This is a genomic window from Jannaschia faecimaris, assembly GCF_900107415.1.
Lineage (GTDB): Bacteria > Pseudomonadota > Alphaproteobacteria > Rhodobacterales > Rhodobacteraceae > Jannaschia > Jannaschia faecimaris.
On the sequence record NZ_FNPX01000014.1, the window covers coordinates 46,235 to 64,560 of the forward strand.

Here is an 18,326-nt window from a genome sequence, read left to right on the forward strand (position 1 = left end):
ATAAGGCCGTAGAGGGGGCGGAACGTCAACCTGAGTCGATGGGGTTTGACCCGATGTCAGAGGCTCTTGCGCAAGATCAGGGCGTCTGTGCCGTCGTAGTAGCCGGACCTGCGCCCGGCTTCCCGCCAGCCGGTTCCCGTATAGAGCGCGTGCGCCGGTGCGTTGTCGGCGGCGACCTCCAGGAAGGCTTCGGTTGCGTCACGAGCGCGGGCCTGCGCCGTGAACGCGTCGAGAAGTGCCCGCCCGATGCCCTGTCCCCGTGTCGCTTCGGCAACGACGACGGTTAAGAGCTCGGCCTCTTGGGCGACCACGCGCCCGAACAGGAAGGCATCGGCCCGCGTAATGTGGAACGCCAGCGGATCGGACAGCATCTGGCAAAAGCTGTCCACCGACCAACGGGCCGCCCCTGAAAAATTCTCGGCGTGCAGCGTGGCCATTGCTTCGGGCGTCACGGCAGTATGACCGGAGGTGGGTCCGACGCCGGTGCGGCATCCGCCGGGCGCAGGTAGATTGGAGCGGGGCGCGGGCGGCCTGCTGCTGCACGCCGGGTGGCGATGCGGGCGACTTCCACGGCCAGAGCCGGCGTTTCGGCCAGCGCCCGCCCGGTCGCCTCGGCCACACGGATCGCGGCAGGTCCGGTCAGCGGCGCGTTCCATCCCGACGGAACGGCGGACAGTGCCGCAAGTTCGATCACGTCTCCGTGGATGAAGTGGACCATATCGCGCGGTGCCGGCAGGCAAACCACGACGTCGCGCCCGGCGGCATAGGCTTCGGCGGCGGCGACGCCTTCGACCGGGATGCCCAGTCCGAGCGCCAGCCCGCGCGCCGCTGCGACGGCAATCCGGACGCCGGTAAAGTTCCCTGGCCCGATGCCGACGCCCAACGCTTCCAGATCGGTCCATGTGGCATCGGCTTCGGCCAGCAGCTCTTGCAAGAAGGGCATCAGCCTTTCGGCCTGTCCCTTGCGCATGTCTTCCAGACGGCTTGCCAGAACCCGGTCACCCGACAGCAAAGCGGCCGCGCAATGCGCGGCCGATGTGTCGAATCCGAGGGTCAGCCTGTCAGAGGCCAACGGGCCGAACTTCCAGAACTTCGGGAATATAATGGCGCAGCAGGTTCTCGATACCCATCTTCAGCGTCATCGTGGACGAGGGGCAGCCGGCGCAGGCCCCTTTCATCTGAAGATAAACGACGCCACGTTCGAAACCGTGAAAGGTGATGTCGCCGCCGTCTTGGGCGACCGCCGGGCGGACGCGGGTGTCCAGAAGCTCGGTGATCTGGCCAACGATTGCGCTGTCTTCCTCGGAATGGTTCGCGCCGTGGGCGGCTTCGGCGGCCCCTTCCATGATTGGTTCACCCGATTGGTAATGTTCCATGATCGCGCCCAGGATCGCGGGCTTCACATGGTCCCAGTCGGTGCCTTCGTCCTTGGTGACAGTCACGAAATCATTGCCGAAGAATACGCCGGTCACTCCGCCGATGGCGAAGATGCGCATGGCAAGAGGGGATTTCTCCCCAGCGTCGGCGGTCGGGAAATCAGCAGTGCCCGCGTCCAGTACGGTCTGACCCGGCAGGAACTTCAGGGTAGCGGGGTTTGGCGTGGTTTCGGTCTGGATGAACATGGGGCATCTCCGGTATGGCGACTTCATATGTGAGGGCTGGATGGGGCGGTGTCAACGACTTGGAACCGTTCTAAATACCGGGGCTTCAATTTCAGCGGCTCATTCGGGGTGCCAGTTACCGCGCCCTCGAAATGCAATCAGTGTTCTGAACCGTGAAGTGACACAGGGGACCGGACGTGTCGCGCGACAGCGGTTTTCGGTGAGATCGCACATGGTCGAAACGAGTCGTGGGCGGAACTGGGCCCTCGCAAAGAAGCGATCATCACTTGGTCGTTCATCCGGTCACCGAGCCTCCGCCCATGCGGTGGCACGGATTTTGACGCGTGGCCGGTCACCAGCATTGCCTGCCAGGCAGTCCTGTCAGGCGATGCCCTCGAGCTGTTCCTTGGTCAAATCCCCCGGTACGATCGTCAGCGGTATCGGCAGGGTTCCGGCAGATTTCGTCAGGTAGGTGACGAGCGGGCCGGGCCCCTTGCCCCCCGAGCTTGCCCCGAGAACGACGACGCCGATCTCGGGGTCTTCGCTGATCTGGGCCAGGATCTCTGTCGCAGGCTCCCCTTCGCGGATGACCAGGTGTGGCTCCAGTTGGTGTCGGTCGCGCATCCATTTCGCGAAAACCTCGAAATGCGCGACGATGCGTTCGCGCGCCTCCTCGCGCATGATGTCGCCGACTCCGATCCAATGGTTGAATTCATCTGGCGGGATTACCGACAGGATTTCGATCCCGCCGCCGGTGTGTTCGGCGCGCAGCGCGGCGAAGCGCATGGCGTTCAGGCATTCACGGCTGTCGTCCAGGATGACGAGAAACTTGCGCATGGGGGCCCCGGTAATCGTTTCTGTGGTGTTCAGCATTGCCCTGCGCGGGTGGTTCTGTCCACCGGATTGCTGCCCTGTCGTCACATGATGCACGGCAAGCATCGGCGGGAAGGTGCGGTCGCGCGCGTCGCCCTTATGACGGCACGAGCGGCAGAGCCGCCGTCAGCCGCACGATCAGGCGGCCGAGAGGGCCCAATCCCAATACATCTCTCGCACACGACGTGTGACGGGCCCGACCTGGTACTGACGGTGGTCGAAAGCGGTCACGGGCGTCACCTTGGTCAGGTTTCCTGACAGAAATACTTCATCGGCACCGCGGAAATCATCGAAGGACAGAACCGTCTCGTGCACCTTCATACCATCGGCCCGAAGGTTGATGATATGACGAGCGCGCGTGATCCCGGCGAGGAATGTTCCGTTGGGAACCGGAGTGGAGACCTCTCCGTCTTTCACCATGAACACGTTGGAGGTGGCGCTTTCGGCCACGTTTCCCATCACATCCGCCGATAACGCGTTTCCGAAGCCCTTGGCCTGTGCCTCGGCGAGCATCCGTGCGTTGTTGGGGTACAAGCACCCCGCTTTCGCGTCACAGACCGAGCTTTCCTGCACGGGGCGCCGGAAGCGGGTTTCCGTCAGCGTCGTCGTCTTGTCGGGCGCGTGCATCGGGACTTCTTCCAGGCAGATGGCGAAGCCCGTTTCCGCCTTAGACGGAACCAGCCCCAATTCGCTTCCGTGAATGCCCCAATACATGGGGCGGATATAAATCGCCGCGTCAGGCGCATAGCCTTCCAGCCCTTCCTGCACCAACTCCGCAATCTGTGCGGGCTCCATCGTCGGTTCAAGCATCAGCGCTTCGGCCGAGCGGTTGACGCGGGCGCAGTGCTTATCGAGATCGGGTGTGACGCCCTCGAAACGGCGGGCACCGTCGAAGACCGAACTGCCCTGCCACATGCCGTGATCGGCGGCGCGCATCACCGGAACGTCGCCGTCGTGCCAGGTGCCCTCGAAATAGGTGCGGATTGCTTTGCCGAACGCCATGCCCGTTCTCCCGTCTGATACTAGGGGGACACTAGGTGCCGTGCCTTGTGAGGTCCAGCGGGGCCTTGCACTCGAATTGCGCCGTGCAACAAGGGGACATGCCAAATACGTATCAGCCAGTTGATGACGATAGCCGCGCGCTTGCGGAAACTTTGCTGCGGGGGGCGGCTCATGCGGCGCTCGGCACCCTGCGGGATGGTGCGCCGATGGTGACGCGGGTGGGCTGCCTGTGGATGTCGGGGCAAGGGCTAGGTCTATTGCTGTCGGATTTGTCGGATCATGCGCGGTCTCTCGCTGAAGATGCCCGCTGCTCCGCCTTGACCGGAGAGCCTGCGTCACGCGGCGATCCACTGAACCATCCGCGGCTGACACTGTTGGGGCAAGCAGAGCCGGTCGACAAGGCGACGCATCGCGACACCTGGCTGGCCGCGCGCCCCAAGGCCGCGCTTTACTACGACTTCACGGATTTCCGGCTGCATATCCTCCGTCCGACCGCGGCGCTGCTCAACGGCGGTTTCGGAAAGGCTTTTCGGTTGTCCGGCGAAGACCTCGGCGTCGAACCATGACCACCGCGATGATTCTCGGCTGTGCCGTGCTTCCCGACGGCAACCCGTCGCCGACGTTCGAATTGCGCATCCGCCATGCTTTCGAACTCTACCGGTCCGGACGTGTGTCACGGGTCTGCGTGACCGGCGGCCTCGGACGATACGGGCCGCCCGAGGCCCATGTGGCCTATGACCGATTGCTCGCTCTTGGGGTGCGCTCAAACGACATACTGGTCGAGGACACGTCGATAAACACCATCCAGAATCTGACGCACGCGTTCCCGCTCGTTTCGGATGGTCCTGTCATACTCGTTTCCAACCGGTGGCATCTGCCGCGTGCGCGCCTTGTCGCGTGGATCATCGGTATGCCGGTGTCGGTGTCGGGGCCGCAGGGTACGGTCCCCCTGAAATCGACGATGGCGGCGATCCTGCGAGAGGTCGCCGCCACGCCATTCACGGTCGTGCGCGCAGTCAGGTGGGCGCGTCGCAACGCACGGTGACGAAGCCGCGTCCCTTCACCGCCTCGGGCCAGTTCAGCCTGATGGATTGCCTGTCGCTTCCCACCTGCCCGGTGGCATGGGGCGCGGAATAGACGGTCGTGTTGTTGCTTCTGCGTATTGCCCCGTCCGCCATGAATGCTGTGATCACCTTTGCTTCGCCACCGAACGGAAGATAGTCGGCCAGGCTTACCTCCCAGGTCGATTGTACCGATCCTTCGTCGAGCGGGAGGGTAATTGGATTCTGGAACTGTTTTAGCACTGCGTGGAACGTGTTGGAATGGACGTTGACGTCCGTGAAGCGTTGGTAGTCCAGTTCTGCGTGGGTCGTATCGACCATGTCGACCCTTTCCAGTGCCTGTCCGCGGATCGTCTTGAACGAATTGCCGGTCACAGTCATCCCATTGACGTAATGCCCCGTTCCAAAAGGTTTGATGTGAAGCGGTCGATAGCTGCTCGGGACATTGGAAGAGAAGATGATGTTGCCCACGATCTGCAAGCCGCCGAAGGAAAGCTCGCTTGCAAAATCGGGGTCACCGTCATGCTCGTTCGTCCACTCCAGATAGGCGTTGTCGACATAATTGCCCACGAAGACGGTTTTCGCCTGCGCCTCCGCAAACACGATTCCCGCAGTGCGGTTGCCCAACGCGTCGTTGTCGCCCTGGAAGAAATGGTTGCCCGTCACGATGTGCCCCGATCCGCCCAGCACGGCGAAATGCCGGAATTTTACCGCCCGGTTGTTGCGGATCTTCGTGTCGTTGGCGTTCACGTTGAAGCCGATGCTGACCCGCTGGTTCACGTCGTCCTGCTGCTCGGAAGAAATGAACTGGCAGCGGTCGATCAGCAGGCCCTGACACCCAACTCCATGACTGGTGATGCCACGGTCCTTGGGGGCGTTGATATAACAGTCCTTCACATGAAAGATCAGGCCAGCTGGCGGCAACAGGATGCCGGAAGAGCGCCCGGCCATCAGAATCTCGATATCCTCTAGCGTAAACCGCTGAAGTGTGTCGAAGCCGCTGAAATCGAGGGCATAGCGGAACCGCTTGAAGGTATAGGTCTGTCGGACTGGCGCGCCCCACAGGGCGGCGGATAACGTGATCTGGTTGCGCCCCACGTCCTTGGACAGCACGTAAACCTCGCGCCCGACCCCCTGCGGGCCTTCGACAAGCGATCCGACCTCGATCTGCGCAATGTTTGCCACATTGGTCAGTTCGCGCGGTGTGGCCGGGTCGAAATCGGCCCCGCCTGTCGCGATGCCCGTGGCAAAGGCGGGCGAGTCCTGAATGTCGAGCTGGCCGTTCTTGATCGACCGCTGGTTGGCATAGGTCGTCTTGTCAAAGACGGCCGCCTGAACATCCAATGGCTGCGTCAGTTCGATCCGACGACCCCGAAGGTCCAGCGTATCGTGATCGGTGAAATTGAAAAGCGCCTGGATTCCCCGTCGCAACCCCTCTTCCTCAACCCCGCCGAAAGCGTCGATATAGCTGTTGATTTCGAAGTTCCGCACCAGGCTCAGGCGCTTGGACGCGGGCATCACGCAATGGCCCTGAAAACGGACGGGGCTGTTGAACGTCACATGCTCGTTCAGCATGTAGACGCCCTCCGATACCAGAACCGTTCGGCCATTCGCGGCGCTATCGGCCCGCTCGAAGGCCGCGCTGTCGTCGGTCACGCCGTCCCCAACCGCGCCATAGTCGCGCACATCGATCACGTCGATCAGGCCGCCCAAAAAGGCACCGGTTACGTCCTCGAGCTCGATATCGTCGATCCGTACGATTCCGCCGCTGTTCCCCAGAAGATCCAGACCCACGTGCACTGCCGCGACTTGCTCTCCGAATGTCAGATCGACACCGCTGCGGTTGGATGTGGCGAAGATCACGCTGACCGTTTCGACTTGGCCATAGGACGAAAGGGTGATCTCGGATCCATAGGTATCGGGTCCGGATACGACTGCGCCGTTCGAACTGACTGGTGTCACCGCCGCTCGCACACGCGGTAAATTGCCTGAGATTGCCTTCACCCGGACCGTGACCCGCAGATAGCAGCCGGGTGTGACTGGCGTGTCGCCCATCCAGCGGACTTTCTGAACCGTGCTTGCTTTCAGCAGCTCAAGCGCACCGCCAAAATCCTGGTCGGCCGGCACGACCGCTGCATTGGTCGCATTGGCATAGGTGTCCGAACCGGGCACGCCGTCCTGGCTTGACCAGACGTCCAACCCGTTCTTGAACGGAGGTGGTGCCAATTGCAGTCCCTCAGTGATCACCTTGTTCATTTCAGTCCCCTTCGGCCTTGCGCCAGTGCAGTTCTTGATGGTGCCCAAACGAAAAGGACCGCCCTTGGCCTTCGGCCAGGACGGTCCTCGTCAGTGCGTATGCGGGGTTCCCCCGCAGAGGGGCGACTCAGTTGCCCCGATGGAGATCAATCTGCTCGGGAACGATTAACAGGCGGTTAAGCAAAATCGGCAACGATCCATTGCTCCCGACAATCATAGTGTTTCGATCTGGCCCAGATCTCGGCCAAGTATGCGAGCCGTCGCTTCACGCCCCGACCTCCGGTGCTTCCAGGAGTTGGACACCGGCGATCTTCCAACCATCGGGCGTCTCGATCATCGTGTATTTCAACTGGTGCAGCCTTCCGAAACCATCGGTTATCAACACATCCTGCATCCAGATCGCGCCATCGCTATCGGTGCCGAGGTATTCGATCGAGCCGGGTTGCCAGACCATCGGATACCCGCGTCGAACCATAAGTCCGAAGTTATCAGCGGTTCCAAACATGCCTTTGATATTTGGTGCCGCGTAAGTGAATGCTGTCGTGAAGTCGTCGGCCTTGAAAGCCTCGATCTGCGCGCCGATCACTCTCTGAATCGCGCCTTCGTCCGCCTGTGCAGATCCAACCGCCCCCAGTGCAATCGCCACTGCCGCCAGAATACCCTTCATGCTCGCGCCCTCCTGAAACTCATTAATTTAGCTTAGAACGGTTCAGTCACGAAACAATGCGACCATGAGTTTCAGCCAAGCTGACCCGTCAGCGCCTGATCAATCAGATCTGCTGTCTCGGCTACACCATAGAGTGCGATGAAGCCGCCGAAGCGTGGTCCTTGATCCGCTCCGAGCAGAACCTGGTACAACGCCTTGAACCAGTCCCGCATCGGCTCGAACCTGTCCCGGCCTACGTCGTAGACCAGACCTTGCAGCGCTTCGTCCGTGACCTCGCCTTGCCAGCTTCGCAAGCCGTCACGCAAGGCTTCCAAAGCCTCGCGCTCGGCATCCGTTGGCGCACGGTACACTTTGCACGGCTTAACGAAATCGTTGTAATATCGCACCGCACCTGCTGCGGCCTTGTCCATTTGCGGGTTCGCCGCCGGCGATGCATCGGGTGCATACCGGTTGATGAAGCCCCAGAGAACGCCCTTGTCCTCGGCTCCCGAAACGCTCGCGATATTCAAGAGCATCGAGAACGGCACCACCATGTCCGACGTTGGCACTTCTCTCCCATGGATGTGGAAGACCGGGTTGTTCGCTTGCTTGTCCGCATCCTGATCGGGATAGGCGCGCAATTGCTGGTGGTATTCGTCCACGGCCTTGGGAATCACATCGAAATGCATCCGTTTGGCCGTTTTGGGCTTCTGGTACATGAAATATGACAGGCTTTCCGTCGCCGCATAGGTCAGCCATTCGTCGATCGACAGACCATTTCCCGACGATTTGGATATCTTGTGCCCCTCGGCATCCAGAAACAGCTCGTACGTGAAATTCTCGGGGGGGCGTCCGCCCAAGGCCCGGCAGATTCCACCGTAAATCGGCGTGTTTGCGGCATGGTCCTTGCCGTACATCTCGAAATCCACGCCTAGCGCGGCCCAGCGCGCGCCGAAGTCCGGCTTCCACTGCAGCTTCACGTGCCCGCCTGTGACCGGCAGGGTCCATTCGCGTCCGTCTTCGTCATCGAAGGTCACCGTGCCTTCGGCCGCATTCACGTGCTTCATCGGCACATAAAGGACCCGCCCCGTTTCGGGGTGGATCGGAAGAAAAATCGAATATGTCTGCCGCCGTTCCTCGCGTAGGGATTTCAACATGATCGCCATCACGTCGTCATAACGTTCCGCCGCGCGTCGCAGCACCGTGTCAAACTTGCCGGAGCCATAGAATTCCGTGGCCGAGATGAAGTCGTACTCGAACCCGAAGGTGTCCAGGAATCGCCGCAGTATCGCGTTGTTGTGCGCGCCGAAGCTTTCGTGAGTGCCAAACGGATCGGGAACGCTCGTCAGCGGCTTTTGCAGGTGTTCGCGCAAGGCCGCCGGGCCGGGCACATTCTCCGGCACCTTCCGCATCCCGTCCAGGTCGTCCGAGAAACAGATCAGCCGCGTCGGGATATCCGAAATCACGTTCAGGGCGCGACGTACCATCGTCGTTCGCGCCACTTCACCGAAGGTCCCGATATGCGGCAATCCGCTGGGGCCATAGCCGGTTTCGAACAGGACATGGTCCTTGCCGGCCCCTTCAACCCGTTTCAGCAGCTTGCGGGCCTCCTCGAACGGCCAGGCCTTTGACTTCAGGGCAGCGTCACGCAAGCTCGTCATGGGAGTATCCTCGGGGTTAAAGCGGCCTTGACCTATTGCGGCAGTGTGGCGTCGTCAATAAATCCTTGTGCGAAGGAGCCCGACATGACTGACACCAGCTTTTCCCCGCAGGACGCACTTGTCGCGTTGATGATTACGATCTCTGCGTCGGACGCCAGAATCCGCACGTCGGAGTTGCTGACGATTCAGTCCATCGTGAACCACTTGCCGATTTTCGCGGACTTCGACGAAGATCGCCTAGAGGGCATCGCCCAGACCGTGTTTGACCTTCTGGAGGAAGAGGACGGTCTGGATGCGATCATCGGTCTGATCAAGAATGCCCTGCCGGCCACACACTTCGAGACGGCCTACGCACTCGCCTGCGACGTCGCGGCTGCGGACGGGACGGTTTTCCAGACCGAATTGGAGCTGTTACGCGAAATCCGTTATGAGTTCGATATCGATCCGCTGCATGCCGCGGCCATCGAGCGTGGCGCACGCGCCCGGCATCTGAAGTTGTAAGGGTGCACACCGTTGGCGTGACCTTCTCCTTATGCTGTAGACGTCTTGCGATCCGTATCGTTCCGTCTTTCTATATCCAGCCTCGCGGCAAGTTCGAATTTTGAAGTAAGGGGCCTTCCGTCGTGATGCGACGCGCGGCTGGTCTCGCAGGGCGGCGGGTTCGGCACGACGTTGATCGCCGCAACCCGACCCAATCAAGATCGATTACACTCAATTTACGCACCGCGAGGCCGGCTTGGTGCTTTGGATGTCTCTGACAATCGTCATGCGGCTGGTCGCACGCTGCTAGCGTATAACCTGCGCCGCTTGGCGAAACGACAGCAATCGCTTGCTCTTCTCATCCCACAAATGCAGCCGCGCATTCGCAAAGCTCTCGCGAATGGTCATCCGGTTGCCGTTGGACAGAACGGCGTGATCGCGCAGCACCTCGGGCAGGCGGTAAAACGGGATGCGGCTGTAGAGATGATGGACATGGTGGATGCCGATGTTCGCGCTCAGCCATTGCAGAACCGAAGGCAGAACGTAGTGCGAGCTTCCGTGCAGTGCGCTCTCGTGCAGGTCCCAGTCCTCATCGGACTCCCAGTTTGTCGTCTCGAATTGATGCTGCACATAGAACAACCATACCCCCCCGATCGCGGCCAGAAGAGTCGTCGGTACGAAGATCAGCAGGACGGGCATCAGACCGCCGAAATACACGATCAAGCCAAGCCCCGCGATAATCGCCGCATTCGTGTACATCGCACTGAACCAGTAACGTGCCTGCGCCATCAAGCCCAAGGGAAGACGGTTTTGCAGGAAGAACAGGTATCCCGGCCCCAGACCGAACAGGACGATGGGGTGGCGATAAAGCCGATATTTCAAGCGACCCCAAGTCGACAGGCTCATGTATTCCGCGACAGTCAGCGTACTGATGTCGCCGATCCCACGCCGACCAAGGTTGCCCGAGGAACTGTGGTGGATCGAATGCGACCGCCGCCACACATCATAGGGCGTCAGCGTGAGCACTCCCAGCGCGCGCCCGATCCAGTCGCTGACCGTGCGGCTTTTGAAGAAGGCACCATGGCCGCAATCATGCTGGATCGCGAACAGGCGGATCAGGAAGGCGGCGTTGCAAAGCGAAAGCGCCAGCGTCAGCCAGGGACTGACCGACAGGGAGAGCCAGGCCAGGGCCCACAGAACGATGAACGGCCCAAGCGTCACGGCCAGTTCGAAGGAGCTGCGCCACGCACTCGGTTCGCGGTAATCTGAAAGGATCTTGATCCAGTCGCGTGCTTTTTTCATCTCGGGCTCGGGGCGAGACAATCGGGTTGGATCGGTCATGGGCCTGCTCTTCTAGTTGTTGCCGCCTTGATACCGGAATTGACCCTTAGGGCAACGTCGAACGCCCGTTATCGTGAAACGGGGCGAAACTGTCGCATCTCGGTCTGGCACCAAACGGCCCGGTTCAGCCCGGGCGAACAGGGCAAGATTGCGTTCAGCGAACCATGCCGATGATGTCGTAAACCTGCTCAAGGACGGGGACCGAAATTTCCCGCGCCCGCTCAGACCCGCGCGCGAGGACCCGGTCGATCTCGGCCGGATCCTTCATTAGGCGCGCCATTTCCGTCGATACCGGCGAAAGCTTCGATACCGCCAGATCGGCGAGATCCTGCTTGAAGTAGCCGAACATCTTGCCTTCGTTCGCGGCCAGCACGTCGGCTACCGATGTCTCGGCCAATGCGGCGTAGATGTTCACCAGGTTACGCGCGTCCGGCCGCCCCTCCAGCCCCTCCGGCGTACCCGGAAGGGGGTCGGGGTCGGTCTTGGCCTTCTTGAACTTCTTGGCGATGGCGTCGGCATCATCGGTCAGGTTGATCCGGCTGGCCTCCACCGGATCGGACTTTGACATCTTCTTTGTCCCATCCTTCAGGCTCATGATCCGCGTCGCCGCCCCTTCAATCACCGGCGCGGTCATCGGGAAAAAATCCACATCGTAATCGTGGTTGAACTTGGCCGCGATGTCGCGGGTCAGTTCGATGTGCTGTTTCTGATCTTCGCCGACCGGAACATGCGTCGATTTATACAGAAGAATGTCCGCGGCCATGAGAGCCGGATAAGCGAATAGCCCCAACGAGGCTGCCTCGGCGTTCTTGCCGGATTTGTCTTTCCATTGGGTCATCCGGCCCATCCAACCCATCCGTGCGACGCAGTTGAAGATCCACCCAAGTTGCGCATGTTCGGGCACGCGGCTCTGATTGATCAGGATGGACTTCTCGGGGTCGATCCCGCTGGCGAGGAATCCGGCACACAGCTCGCGCGTGTTGTGGCGCAGCGTATCCGGGGCCTGCGGCACGGTGATGGCATGCAGGTCGACCATGCAGAAGATCGTCTCGTGCGTCCCGCGGTTCTGCCAGTCGACGAATTTTGTCATCGCGCCAAGGTAATTGCCCAGCGTGAGGCTGCCAGACGGCTGGATGCCGGAAAAGACGCGCGGGGTGAACTTCGGGGTCTCGGCCATGGGAGCATTCTTTCGGCGGGGCCCAGTCGGAGGGGCTGGTCACGGATCGGCCCATCGCTTAGCCACCGGGGCACACCCCGTCAACGAGGCCCGCCATGATGGACCCCCGCCAGCAAAGTCCCTTTAACGCCCTGCCGCCCGTCGTGGTGGCACTGGCCGTCGTCATCATCGGCATCGAATTACTGTTCCAGGCCGGTACCGCAGGATTTATCGGCGGGCGAGAGGCCGTGGGCTGGCGATTGGGCGCGTTGCGTGACTGGGCGGTTATCGATTCAGTTTGGGCCTGGATGTGGGAAAATCATGCCTACCCGCCACGACAGGTCGCACGCATTGTGGCGTATCCGTTCCTGCACGGCAGCATGGTGCACGCGGCGTTCGTCGCGGTCTTTGTTCTGGCGATCGGCAATGCGGTCGCGCCCGTCTATCCGAACCTGCGCCTGCTGTTGATCTTCTTCGGGGCTTCCATCGGCGGGGCGCTTGTCTTCCTGATCTTCTTCGATGCGGCCTCACCGCTCTTAGGCGGCTATCCCGGAGTTTATGGTCTGATCGGGGCATTCACATACCTGACACAACGCGGTTTGACACGGGCCGATCCGGAGAAGGCTTTCTTGCTGGTCGGGTTCCTGCTGGCGATTCAACCGGTCTTCGGACTTGTCGCGACGCAGGGATTCGGCTGGTTGCCGGACTGGTCTGCGGACTTGGGCGGGGCGGCGGCGGGTTACGGCCTTGCAATCGTGCTGTTTCCCGGTGCCTTGCGCCGCCTGCGCGACAGAATGCGTCAGCGCTGACGCCGGACGGCACCGCGAATATCGGCAAGTCTGACGGCACCGACCAATTGACCGATGCCAAAATACGACAGGATGCCCATGGCAACAAGGATTGCGAGGGCTAGGCCGCGCCATGCTCCGGTCAACATCGGACCAAGGATCAGCATCGTCACCCAGAGGACAACGCCCATCAGGGCGGCTGCCAATACGATACGCCACGCCCGTTTGCGCGCCCGAACATCCAATGCGGCTACCTGGCCCAGTCCGCGTGCACCGCGCCACAGCAGGACAACCATTCCCCAGGCCGCCAGCGTGGTGCCGAGTGCAGCCGCCGGCCAGCCGATCACCGGTGCAAGGCCCAGCGCGACGGCGGCGTTGATGATCAGCGATGCAATCGCGAAGCGCAGCGGACTGCGCGTGTCTTCGCGGGCGAAATACAACGGTTGCAAAACCTTCTGCAAAACGAAAGCCGGGAGGCCTATCGCATAGATCATCAGGGCGATGGCCGTCGCGGCGGTGTCATCGGCATCAAAGGCACCGCGCTCGAACAGGACCGATACCAGCGGCAGCGGCACCACCAGAAGGGCCACCGCCGAGGGAAACGTCAGCAGCCAAGAGAATTCGAACGCGCGGGAATATGCGGCCTGCTGCCCGCCAATGTCGCCCGCGCGCACCCGGCGCGACAGGTCCGGAAGCAGGACGACACCTATGGCGATCCCCACGACGCCGAGCGGCAGCTGGTACAAGCGGTCGGCATAGTTCAGCCAGGCCACGGCCCCGTCGAAATAGCTGGCCACCTGTCGCCCGACCAGCAAGTTCACCTGCACAACGCCGCCGGCCAACGCGGCAGGGGCGGCGATCATCAACAGGCGTTTGAGGTCCTTCGTCATGCGCGGACGACGACGCGGCCAGAGGCTGTGCCCGGCCCGCGCCGCAGCCCACCAGACCAGCGCCAGTTGTGCCGCGCCTCCGAATGGAACGGACCAGATCAGCGCCTTGCCCACGATCAACTCCGGGATCGGCGTCGCCATCGGCAGCAGGCCAGGGAACATCCAGACCAGCACCATCGCGCCGATGAACACCATGTTGAGTAACGCAGGGGCTGCCGCTGCGGCGAGGAACCGGTTGTTGGAATTGAGCACGCCAGACACCAGTGCAGCCAGCGAGATCAGAAGGATATACGGAAAGGCAATCCGTCCATAGGTCACCGCGAGGCTGAACCGCGCATCCTCGGCAAAGCCGCTCGCCATGGCCACGACCAGCGCGGGCATGAAGACGATCCCGATGACGGAAAATACCGTCAGGATGACCACCATCCCGGCCACCGCATCACGGGCGAAGGCGTCGGCGTCCTCTCCTCCCGCCTCCAGCTTCTTGGCGTAGAGCGGAACGAAAGCCATGTTGAACGCGCCCTCCGCGAAGAAGCGGCGGAACATGTTCGGCAGAGAAAACGCTACGAAAAAGGCCTCTGCGGCTAATCCGGTGCCCAGAAACCGCGCAATCAAAATGTCTCGCGCAAAGCCCAGGACTCGGCTGAGCATGGTCCAGCCGCCAACGGTGACGAAGCCTTTGATCAGGCGGGGGGCCATGGGTGTCCTGTCTTCCTGCGCGTCGGTTTCACCCCCGGTATAGCGCCCGCGGATGGGGTGTATAGGGCGTCGGATTTCAGGGGTGATCCACGGGTGATCGACGTCGGATCTGCGTCATACCCCAATTTCGCGCCTTTCGGGCTCTTTGCCGTGCGCCCGTGCGTGGCGCGGCGGACGGACCAGATCAGCGCGCGCCATCAGATACTCCGGAGGCCAAGCGAGAAAACAAAGCGGTTTCTTGCGATTCCGTTCTGGGCCGATCTGTCTCGCCGCAGGTTCCGCGGTGCCGCGAACCTCAGCTTGGTGCCCGTTCCGGGCAATCGGCCGGAACGTCGGAAAGTGTGCTACACTTAATGATCCGGACACTGTCATGCCGGATCTATAGTGGGGGGAACCATGAAGATTATTCCTATTACGACTTCTGTCCTGATCTTGCTGGCAGCGCCGGCCATCGCTGGATCAATTGACGTTTCGGGAACAGGACACGGCACGGCGACCAATACGGCAATGCCGGTCAGCGAGGATCTGGTCGTTGTTCACGCCAACACCGAGTACACGGGGTTTGAGGGGGATAACCCCGATAACCCGATGACGTCTTTCAAGGGGCCGTGCTTCGGATCGATCCTGATCAAGGCCGGTGTTGTGTCGGGCGGTGGCAATTGCCAATACACTGATGGCGACGGCGAGATGGCTGTCGTGACCTGGAACGCCGACGGCATGAGCGCGGAAGGCCGGACACAGGGCACGTGGGAGATTGTCGGCGGTTCAGGGAAATGGGCGGCTGCTAACGGCGGCGGGCGTTTCGACGCCGGCACTGATGACCAAGGTGGCTACACCAACAAAGTCACGGGTGAAATTAACATGCCCTAACGGGTTGGCGGGCGGCTTGGCCGCCCGTCTTTCCATTCATCGCCGGCACGCAATGAACCAGATCGATTTACGAGGGTCACCGTTTATCCCAGCCGTCACGCACGAGACGAAGCGATTTCGCAAACCACCGGCTTGCGCGGCGAGGGGCGACTGAGTTCCTGACGCAGATATATGGAAACCGCTTTGTCCGCCTGGCACCTCTTGGTGCCTACGCCCCCGCCCGTTCGGCAGCCCTGCTGACCGCTTCGCGCAGCTTTTCAGCCAAGGTATCCTGCTTGGCCTTGGACAGCAGCTTCAGGCCGAACATATCCTTGACGTAAAAGCTGTCCACGACCTGCGCGCCGTAGGTCGCGATGACGGCTTGGCTGATGTAGATGTTCGACTGCGCCAGAACCTGTGTCAGGTCATACAGAAGGCCGGGGCGGTCGCGGGTGTCGACTTCGATGATCGTGTAGATGTCCGACCCTTCGTTGTCGAAACTGATGTTCGTCGGCACGGTGAACTTGCGCTCGCGCTTCTTGATTTCCTTGCCTTCCAGCGCGCGGCGCGTGGCCACCTGACCGCGCAGGATCTTCTCGATCATGTCGCGCAATCGTGGCAGGCGGCTGGGCTCGAAGGGGCGGCCTTCGGCATCCTGCAACCAGAATGCCGAAGTGGCGAACCCATCCTTCGATGTGTATGTCCGCGCATCGACGATGTTCGCGCCCGCCAGCGAAAGCGCCCCTGCCAGACGTGAGAAAATGCCGGGATGGTCGTGACAGGCCATAAGGGCGCGCGTCGCGTCGCGATCCTCGTCGGCCTCCAGATCCAATCGCACTTCGCCGTCGGGCAGATCACGCAGCATTTCAGCGAAGCGAACCTGTGCTGCTGTCGGGATGCCTTGCCAATAGGGGCCATAGTGGCGGCCCAGTTCCGCGCGAAGGGCACTTTCCGACCAGTCGGGCAACGCCTCGCGGAACAGTTTCTTGGCCTTCTTCTCGCGCGTCTCGCGGTTGACGTCCTCCAGTCCGTTCTCCAGCGCGGCGGCGGTCGCGCGGTGCAGCGCGCGCAGCATTTGCGCCTTCCAGTTGTTCCACACGCCCGGTCCGACGCCGCGAATGTCGCAGACGGTCAGCACCGTCAGCAGGTCCAGCCGCTCGCGCGTTTTCACCGCCTTGGCGAAATCGCGGATGGTGCGCGGATCGGCGATGTCGCGCTTTTGCGCCATGTCGGACATCAACAGGTGATGCCGCACGAGCCATTCGACGATTTCGGCATCCTTCGGTTTTAGTCCCAGCCGGGGGGCCACGACCCGCGCGATGCGCGCGCCAAGGACCGAGTGTTCCTCCGGGCGGCCCTTGCCGATGTCGTGCAGCAACATGGCGACATAAAGCACCCGTCGGTTTACGCCGGCCTTCAGGATGGAGGAGGCCAGCGGCAGTTGCTCTATCAGTTCGCCTCGCTCGATCTGAGCAAGGTTTGAGATGACCTGGATCGTATGCTCGTCGACCGTGTAGGAATGATACATGTTGAACTGCATCATCGCCATGACGGGCGCGAATTCGGGGATGAAGGCCGACAGGACCTCCAGCTCGTTCATCCTGCGCAGGGCCCGTTCCGGGTTTCCGTGTTTTAGAAGCAGGCCCAGGAAGAGGCGCGCCGCCTCGGGGGTCTCCCGTAGGTTCCGGTCGATCAGGTGGCGGTTCGCGGCGATCAGGCGCATCGCGTGCGGGTGCAACAACAGACCCGTGCGCAGCGCCTCCTCGAATATGCCCAGCATGTTGAGTGGCGTGCCCAGGAATGCCGCTTCGTCGTCGACGTCCAGCCGACCCTGCCGCTCGATATAGGGTGCCTTGACCCGGCGACGCCGCTTGAAAAGGCCGATCAGCGCTGGCTCCTGCTTGATGTTGTCCGCTTCCAGCGCCACCAGCAGAATGCGGGTCAGCTCACCAACGCGGGTGGCATGACGGAAATAGTCCTGCATGAAATGTTCGACCGCACGCCGCCCCGCGTGATCGCGATAGCCCATGGCCGAAGCGACTTCGTCCTGCATGTCGAACGTCAGCATGTCGGAGGCGCGGCCCGTGATCAAATGCAGATGGCAACGCACGCACCACAGGAAGCGTTCCGCGCCCTCGAAGGCCTTGAACTCTTCGTGGGTGAAAACGCCCATCTTCAGAAGCGCGGCCGGATCTTTGACGCGGTAGCGGTATTTCGCAATCCAGTAGAGCGTCTGAAGATCGCGCAAGCCGCCCTTGGCCTCTTTGACATTGGGTTCAAGGATGTAGCGCTGACCACCCTGTTTGCGGTGGCGTTCGCTCCGTTCCCGCAGCTTTGCATCGATGAAGTCGGGCACAGTCTTCAGGAACAGGTCGTCCCAGAGCCGCTGCGCCAGCCGGTCTGCCAAGCCGTTCTCGCCACAGATGAGGCGCCGTTCCAGCAAGGCGGTTCGGATCGTGTAATCCTCAGCGCCGAGACGGATGCATTCCTTCACTGTACGGGTCGAATGGCCGACCTTCAGCTTTAGATCCCAAAGCATGTAGAGCATCGATTCCACGACGCTCTCGATCGAGGGCGTGACTTTGTAGGGGGTCAGGAACAGCAGATCGACATCGGAATGGGGGGCCATTTCGCCCCGGCCATAACCGCCGACACCGATGACGGCGAAATGCTCGCTCTCGGTGGGGTTCGGGCAGGGATGCAGGACACGGGTCGCTACCAGCCAGGCACATTGCACCAAGCGGTCGGTGAGATGGGCATAAGAGTGGGTTACGCGCCGCGCCCGCGTCGGATCCGCGTCGAAGCCCCGGCGGATCGCCGCCCGGCCCCGGTCTCGCGCCTCGGCCAGGATGCGGACCGTTTCGCGCCGCGTGGCCATGCCGTCCGATGCACCGGAACCGGCGATTGCGGCGTCCAGTTCGCGCAGGACCGCAGAATCCGCGAAGATCTCTTCGAGGGTGGAAATCAACACCGCGTCGGTAGCCGCGGGCAGGTCGCTCGTGGTGAAGGCCGGGGCCGGGATC

At 61.7% G+C, this 18,326-nt stretch carries 17 protein-coding genes; 5 read left to right on the plus strand and 12 right to left on the minus strand.

Translation table 11 applies throughout. The annotated features are described in order from the left end of the window. Positions 1-56: 56 nt before the first annotated feature. From BLV27_RS13950 to BLV27_RS13970, 5 genes are all read right to left on the minus strand, one after another. Positions 57-452: a GNAT family N-acetyltransferase gene (locus BLV27_RS13950; RefSeq protein ID WP_170831464.1), complete on the minus strand. Its 396-nt coding sequence runs from the start codon at positions 450-452 to the stop codon at positions 57-59. Further along, positions 449-1,072, minus strand: coding sequence for a tRNA (adenosine(37)-N6)-threonylcarbamoyltransferase complex dimerization subunit type 1 TsaB (gene tsaB, locus BLV27_RS13955; protein WP_092647040.1), 624 nt, complete (start codon positions 1,070-1,072; stop codon positions 449-451). Before tsaB ends, BLV27_RS13950 begins: the two co-directional genes overlap by 4 nt. Next, the gene (locus tag BLV27_RS13960) at positions 1,062-1,622 is read right to left on the minus strand and encodes a NifU family protein (protein ID WP_092647042.1); all 561 of its coding nucleotides are present in this window, start codon (positions 1,620-1,622) and stop codon (positions 1,062-1,064) included. Before BLV27_RS13960 ends, tsaB begins: the two co-directional genes overlap by 11 nt. 360 nt (positions 1,623-1,982) lie before the next feature. Then, complete coding sequence (locus BLV27_RS13965) at positions 1,983-2,438, minus strand: universal stress protein (protein WP_092647157.1); 456 nt, start codon at positions 2,436-2,438, stop codon at positions 1,983-1,985. Between the two features lie 174 nt (positions 2,439-2,612). After that, a complete protein-coding gene (locus BLV27_RS13970; protein ID WP_092647044.1) occupies positions 2,613-3,476 on the minus strand; it encodes a branched-chain amino acid aminotransferase in 864 nt (287 codons plus the stop codon). A 98-nt stretch (positions 3,477-3,574) separates the two neighbouring features. On the opposite strand from BLV27_RS13970, the gene BLV27_RS13975 reads away from it, so the two are divergent. Both BLV27_RS13975 and BLV27_RS13980 read left to right on the plus strand, forming a co-directional pair. Then, positions 3,575-4,042 (plus strand): hypothetical protein, encoded by a 468-nt coding sequence (locus tag BLV27_RS13975; protein WP_092647046.1) that lies wholly within the window; start codon positions 3,575-3,577, stop codon positions 4,040-4,042. Further along, positions 4,039-4,521 (plus strand): YdcF family protein, encoded by a 483-nt coding sequence (locus BLV27_RS13980; protein ID WP_092647048.1) that lies wholly within the window; start codon positions 4,039-4,041, stop codon positions 4,519-4,521. The genes BLV27_RS13975 and BLV27_RS13980 overlap by 4 nt, the downstream gene beginning before the upstream one ends. On the opposite strand, the gene BLV27_RS13985 is transcribed toward BLV27_RS13980, so the two are convergent. The 3 genes from BLV27_RS13985 to BLV27_RS13995 all read right to left on the minus strand — a co-directional run bounded on the left by BLV27_RS13985 (position 4,493) and on the right by BLV27_RS13995 (position 9,100). Beyond that, on the minus strand, positions 4,493-6,793 hold the full coding sequence (locus BLV27_RS13985; protein WP_092647050.1) for a glycosyl hydrolase family 28-related protein: 2,301 nt from the start codon (positions 6,791-6,793) through the stop codon (positions 4,493-4,495). The genes BLV27_RS13980 and BLV27_RS13985 overlap by 29 nt on opposite strands. Positions 6,794-7,058: 265 nt before the next feature. Continuing rightward, on the minus strand, positions 7,059-7,460 hold the full coding sequence (locus BLV27_RS13990) for a DUF4864 domain-containing protein (RefSeq protein WP_092647052.1): 402 nt from the start codon (positions 7,458-7,460) through the stop codon (positions 7,059-7,061). Between the two features lie 71 nt (positions 7,461-7,531). Next, the gene (locus BLV27_RS13995; RefSeq protein ID WP_092647054.1) at positions 7,532-9,100 is read right to left on the minus strand and encodes a lysine--tRNA ligase; all 1,569 of its coding nucleotides are present in this window, start codon (positions 9,098-9,100) and stop codon (positions 7,532-7,534) included. Between the two features lie 84 nt (positions 9,101-9,184). On the opposite strand from BLV27_RS13995, the gene BLV27_RS14000 reads away from it, so the two are divergent. Next, positions 9,185-9,601 (plus strand): tellurite resistance TerB family protein, encoded by a 417-nt coding sequence (locus BLV27_RS14000; RefSeq protein ID WP_092647056.1) that lies wholly within the window; start codon positions 9,185-9,187, stop codon positions 9,599-9,601. Positions 9,602-9,886: 285 nt separating this feature from the next. Here the strand turns inward: BLV27_RS14000 and BLV27_RS14005 are convergent, their stop codons facing one another. Both BLV27_RS14005 and trpS read right to left on the minus strand, forming a co-directional pair. Further along, the gene (locus BLV27_RS14005; protein ID WP_092647058.1) at positions 9,887-10,921 is read right to left on the minus strand and encodes a fatty acid desaturase; all 1,035 of its coding nucleotides are present in this window, start codon (positions 10,919-10,921) and stop codon (positions 9,887-9,889) included. A gap of 154 nt (positions 10,922-11,075) precedes the next feature. After that, positions 11,076-12,098 (minus strand): tryptophan--tRNA ligase, encoded by a 1,023-nt coding sequence (gene trpS, locus BLV27_RS14010; RefSeq protein WP_092647060.1) that lies wholly within the window; start codon positions 12,096-12,098, stop codon positions 11,076-11,078. 95 nt (positions 12,099-12,193) lie between these two features. Here trpS and BLV27_RS14015 point away from each other — a divergent pair, with 95 nt between their 5' ends. Then, positions 12,194-12,886 carry a rhomboid family intramembrane serine protease gene (locus BLV27_RS14015; RefSeq protein ID WP_244504673.1) on the plus strand — a complete coding sequence of 231 codons (693 nt, stop codon included), beginning with the start codon at positions 12,194-12,196 and terminating at the stop codon, positions 12,884-12,886. On the opposite strand, the gene murJ is transcribed toward BLV27_RS14015, so the two are convergent. Then, positions 12,877-14,454: a murein biosynthesis integral membrane protein MurJ gene (gene murJ, locus BLV27_RS14020; RefSeq protein WP_092647062.1), complete on the minus strand. Its 1,578-nt coding sequence runs from the start codon at positions 14,452-14,454 to the stop codon at positions 12,877-12,879. The two genes, BLV27_RS14015 and murJ, sit on opposite strands and share 10 nt — an antisense overlap. A gap of 396 nt (positions 14,455-14,850) precedes the next feature. Here murJ and BLV27_RS14025 point away from each other — a divergent pair, with 396 nt between their 5' ends. Next, on the plus strand, positions 14,851-15,324 hold the full coding sequence (locus BLV27_RS14025) for a hypothetical protein (protein ID WP_092647064.1): 474 nt from the start codon (positions 14,851-14,853) through the stop codon (positions 15,322-15,324). Positions 15,325-15,532: 208 nt separating this feature from the next. Here BLV27_RS14025 and BLV27_RS14030 read toward each other — a convergent pair whose 3' ends face one another. Beyond that, the gene (locus tag BLV27_RS14030; RefSeq protein WP_425283661.1) at positions 15,533-18,325 is read right to left on the minus strand and encodes a [protein-PII] uridylyltransferase; all 2,793 of its coding nucleotides are present in this window, start codon (positions 18,323-18,325) and stop codon (positions 15,533-15,535) included. Position 18,326: the final 1 nt, after the last annotated feature.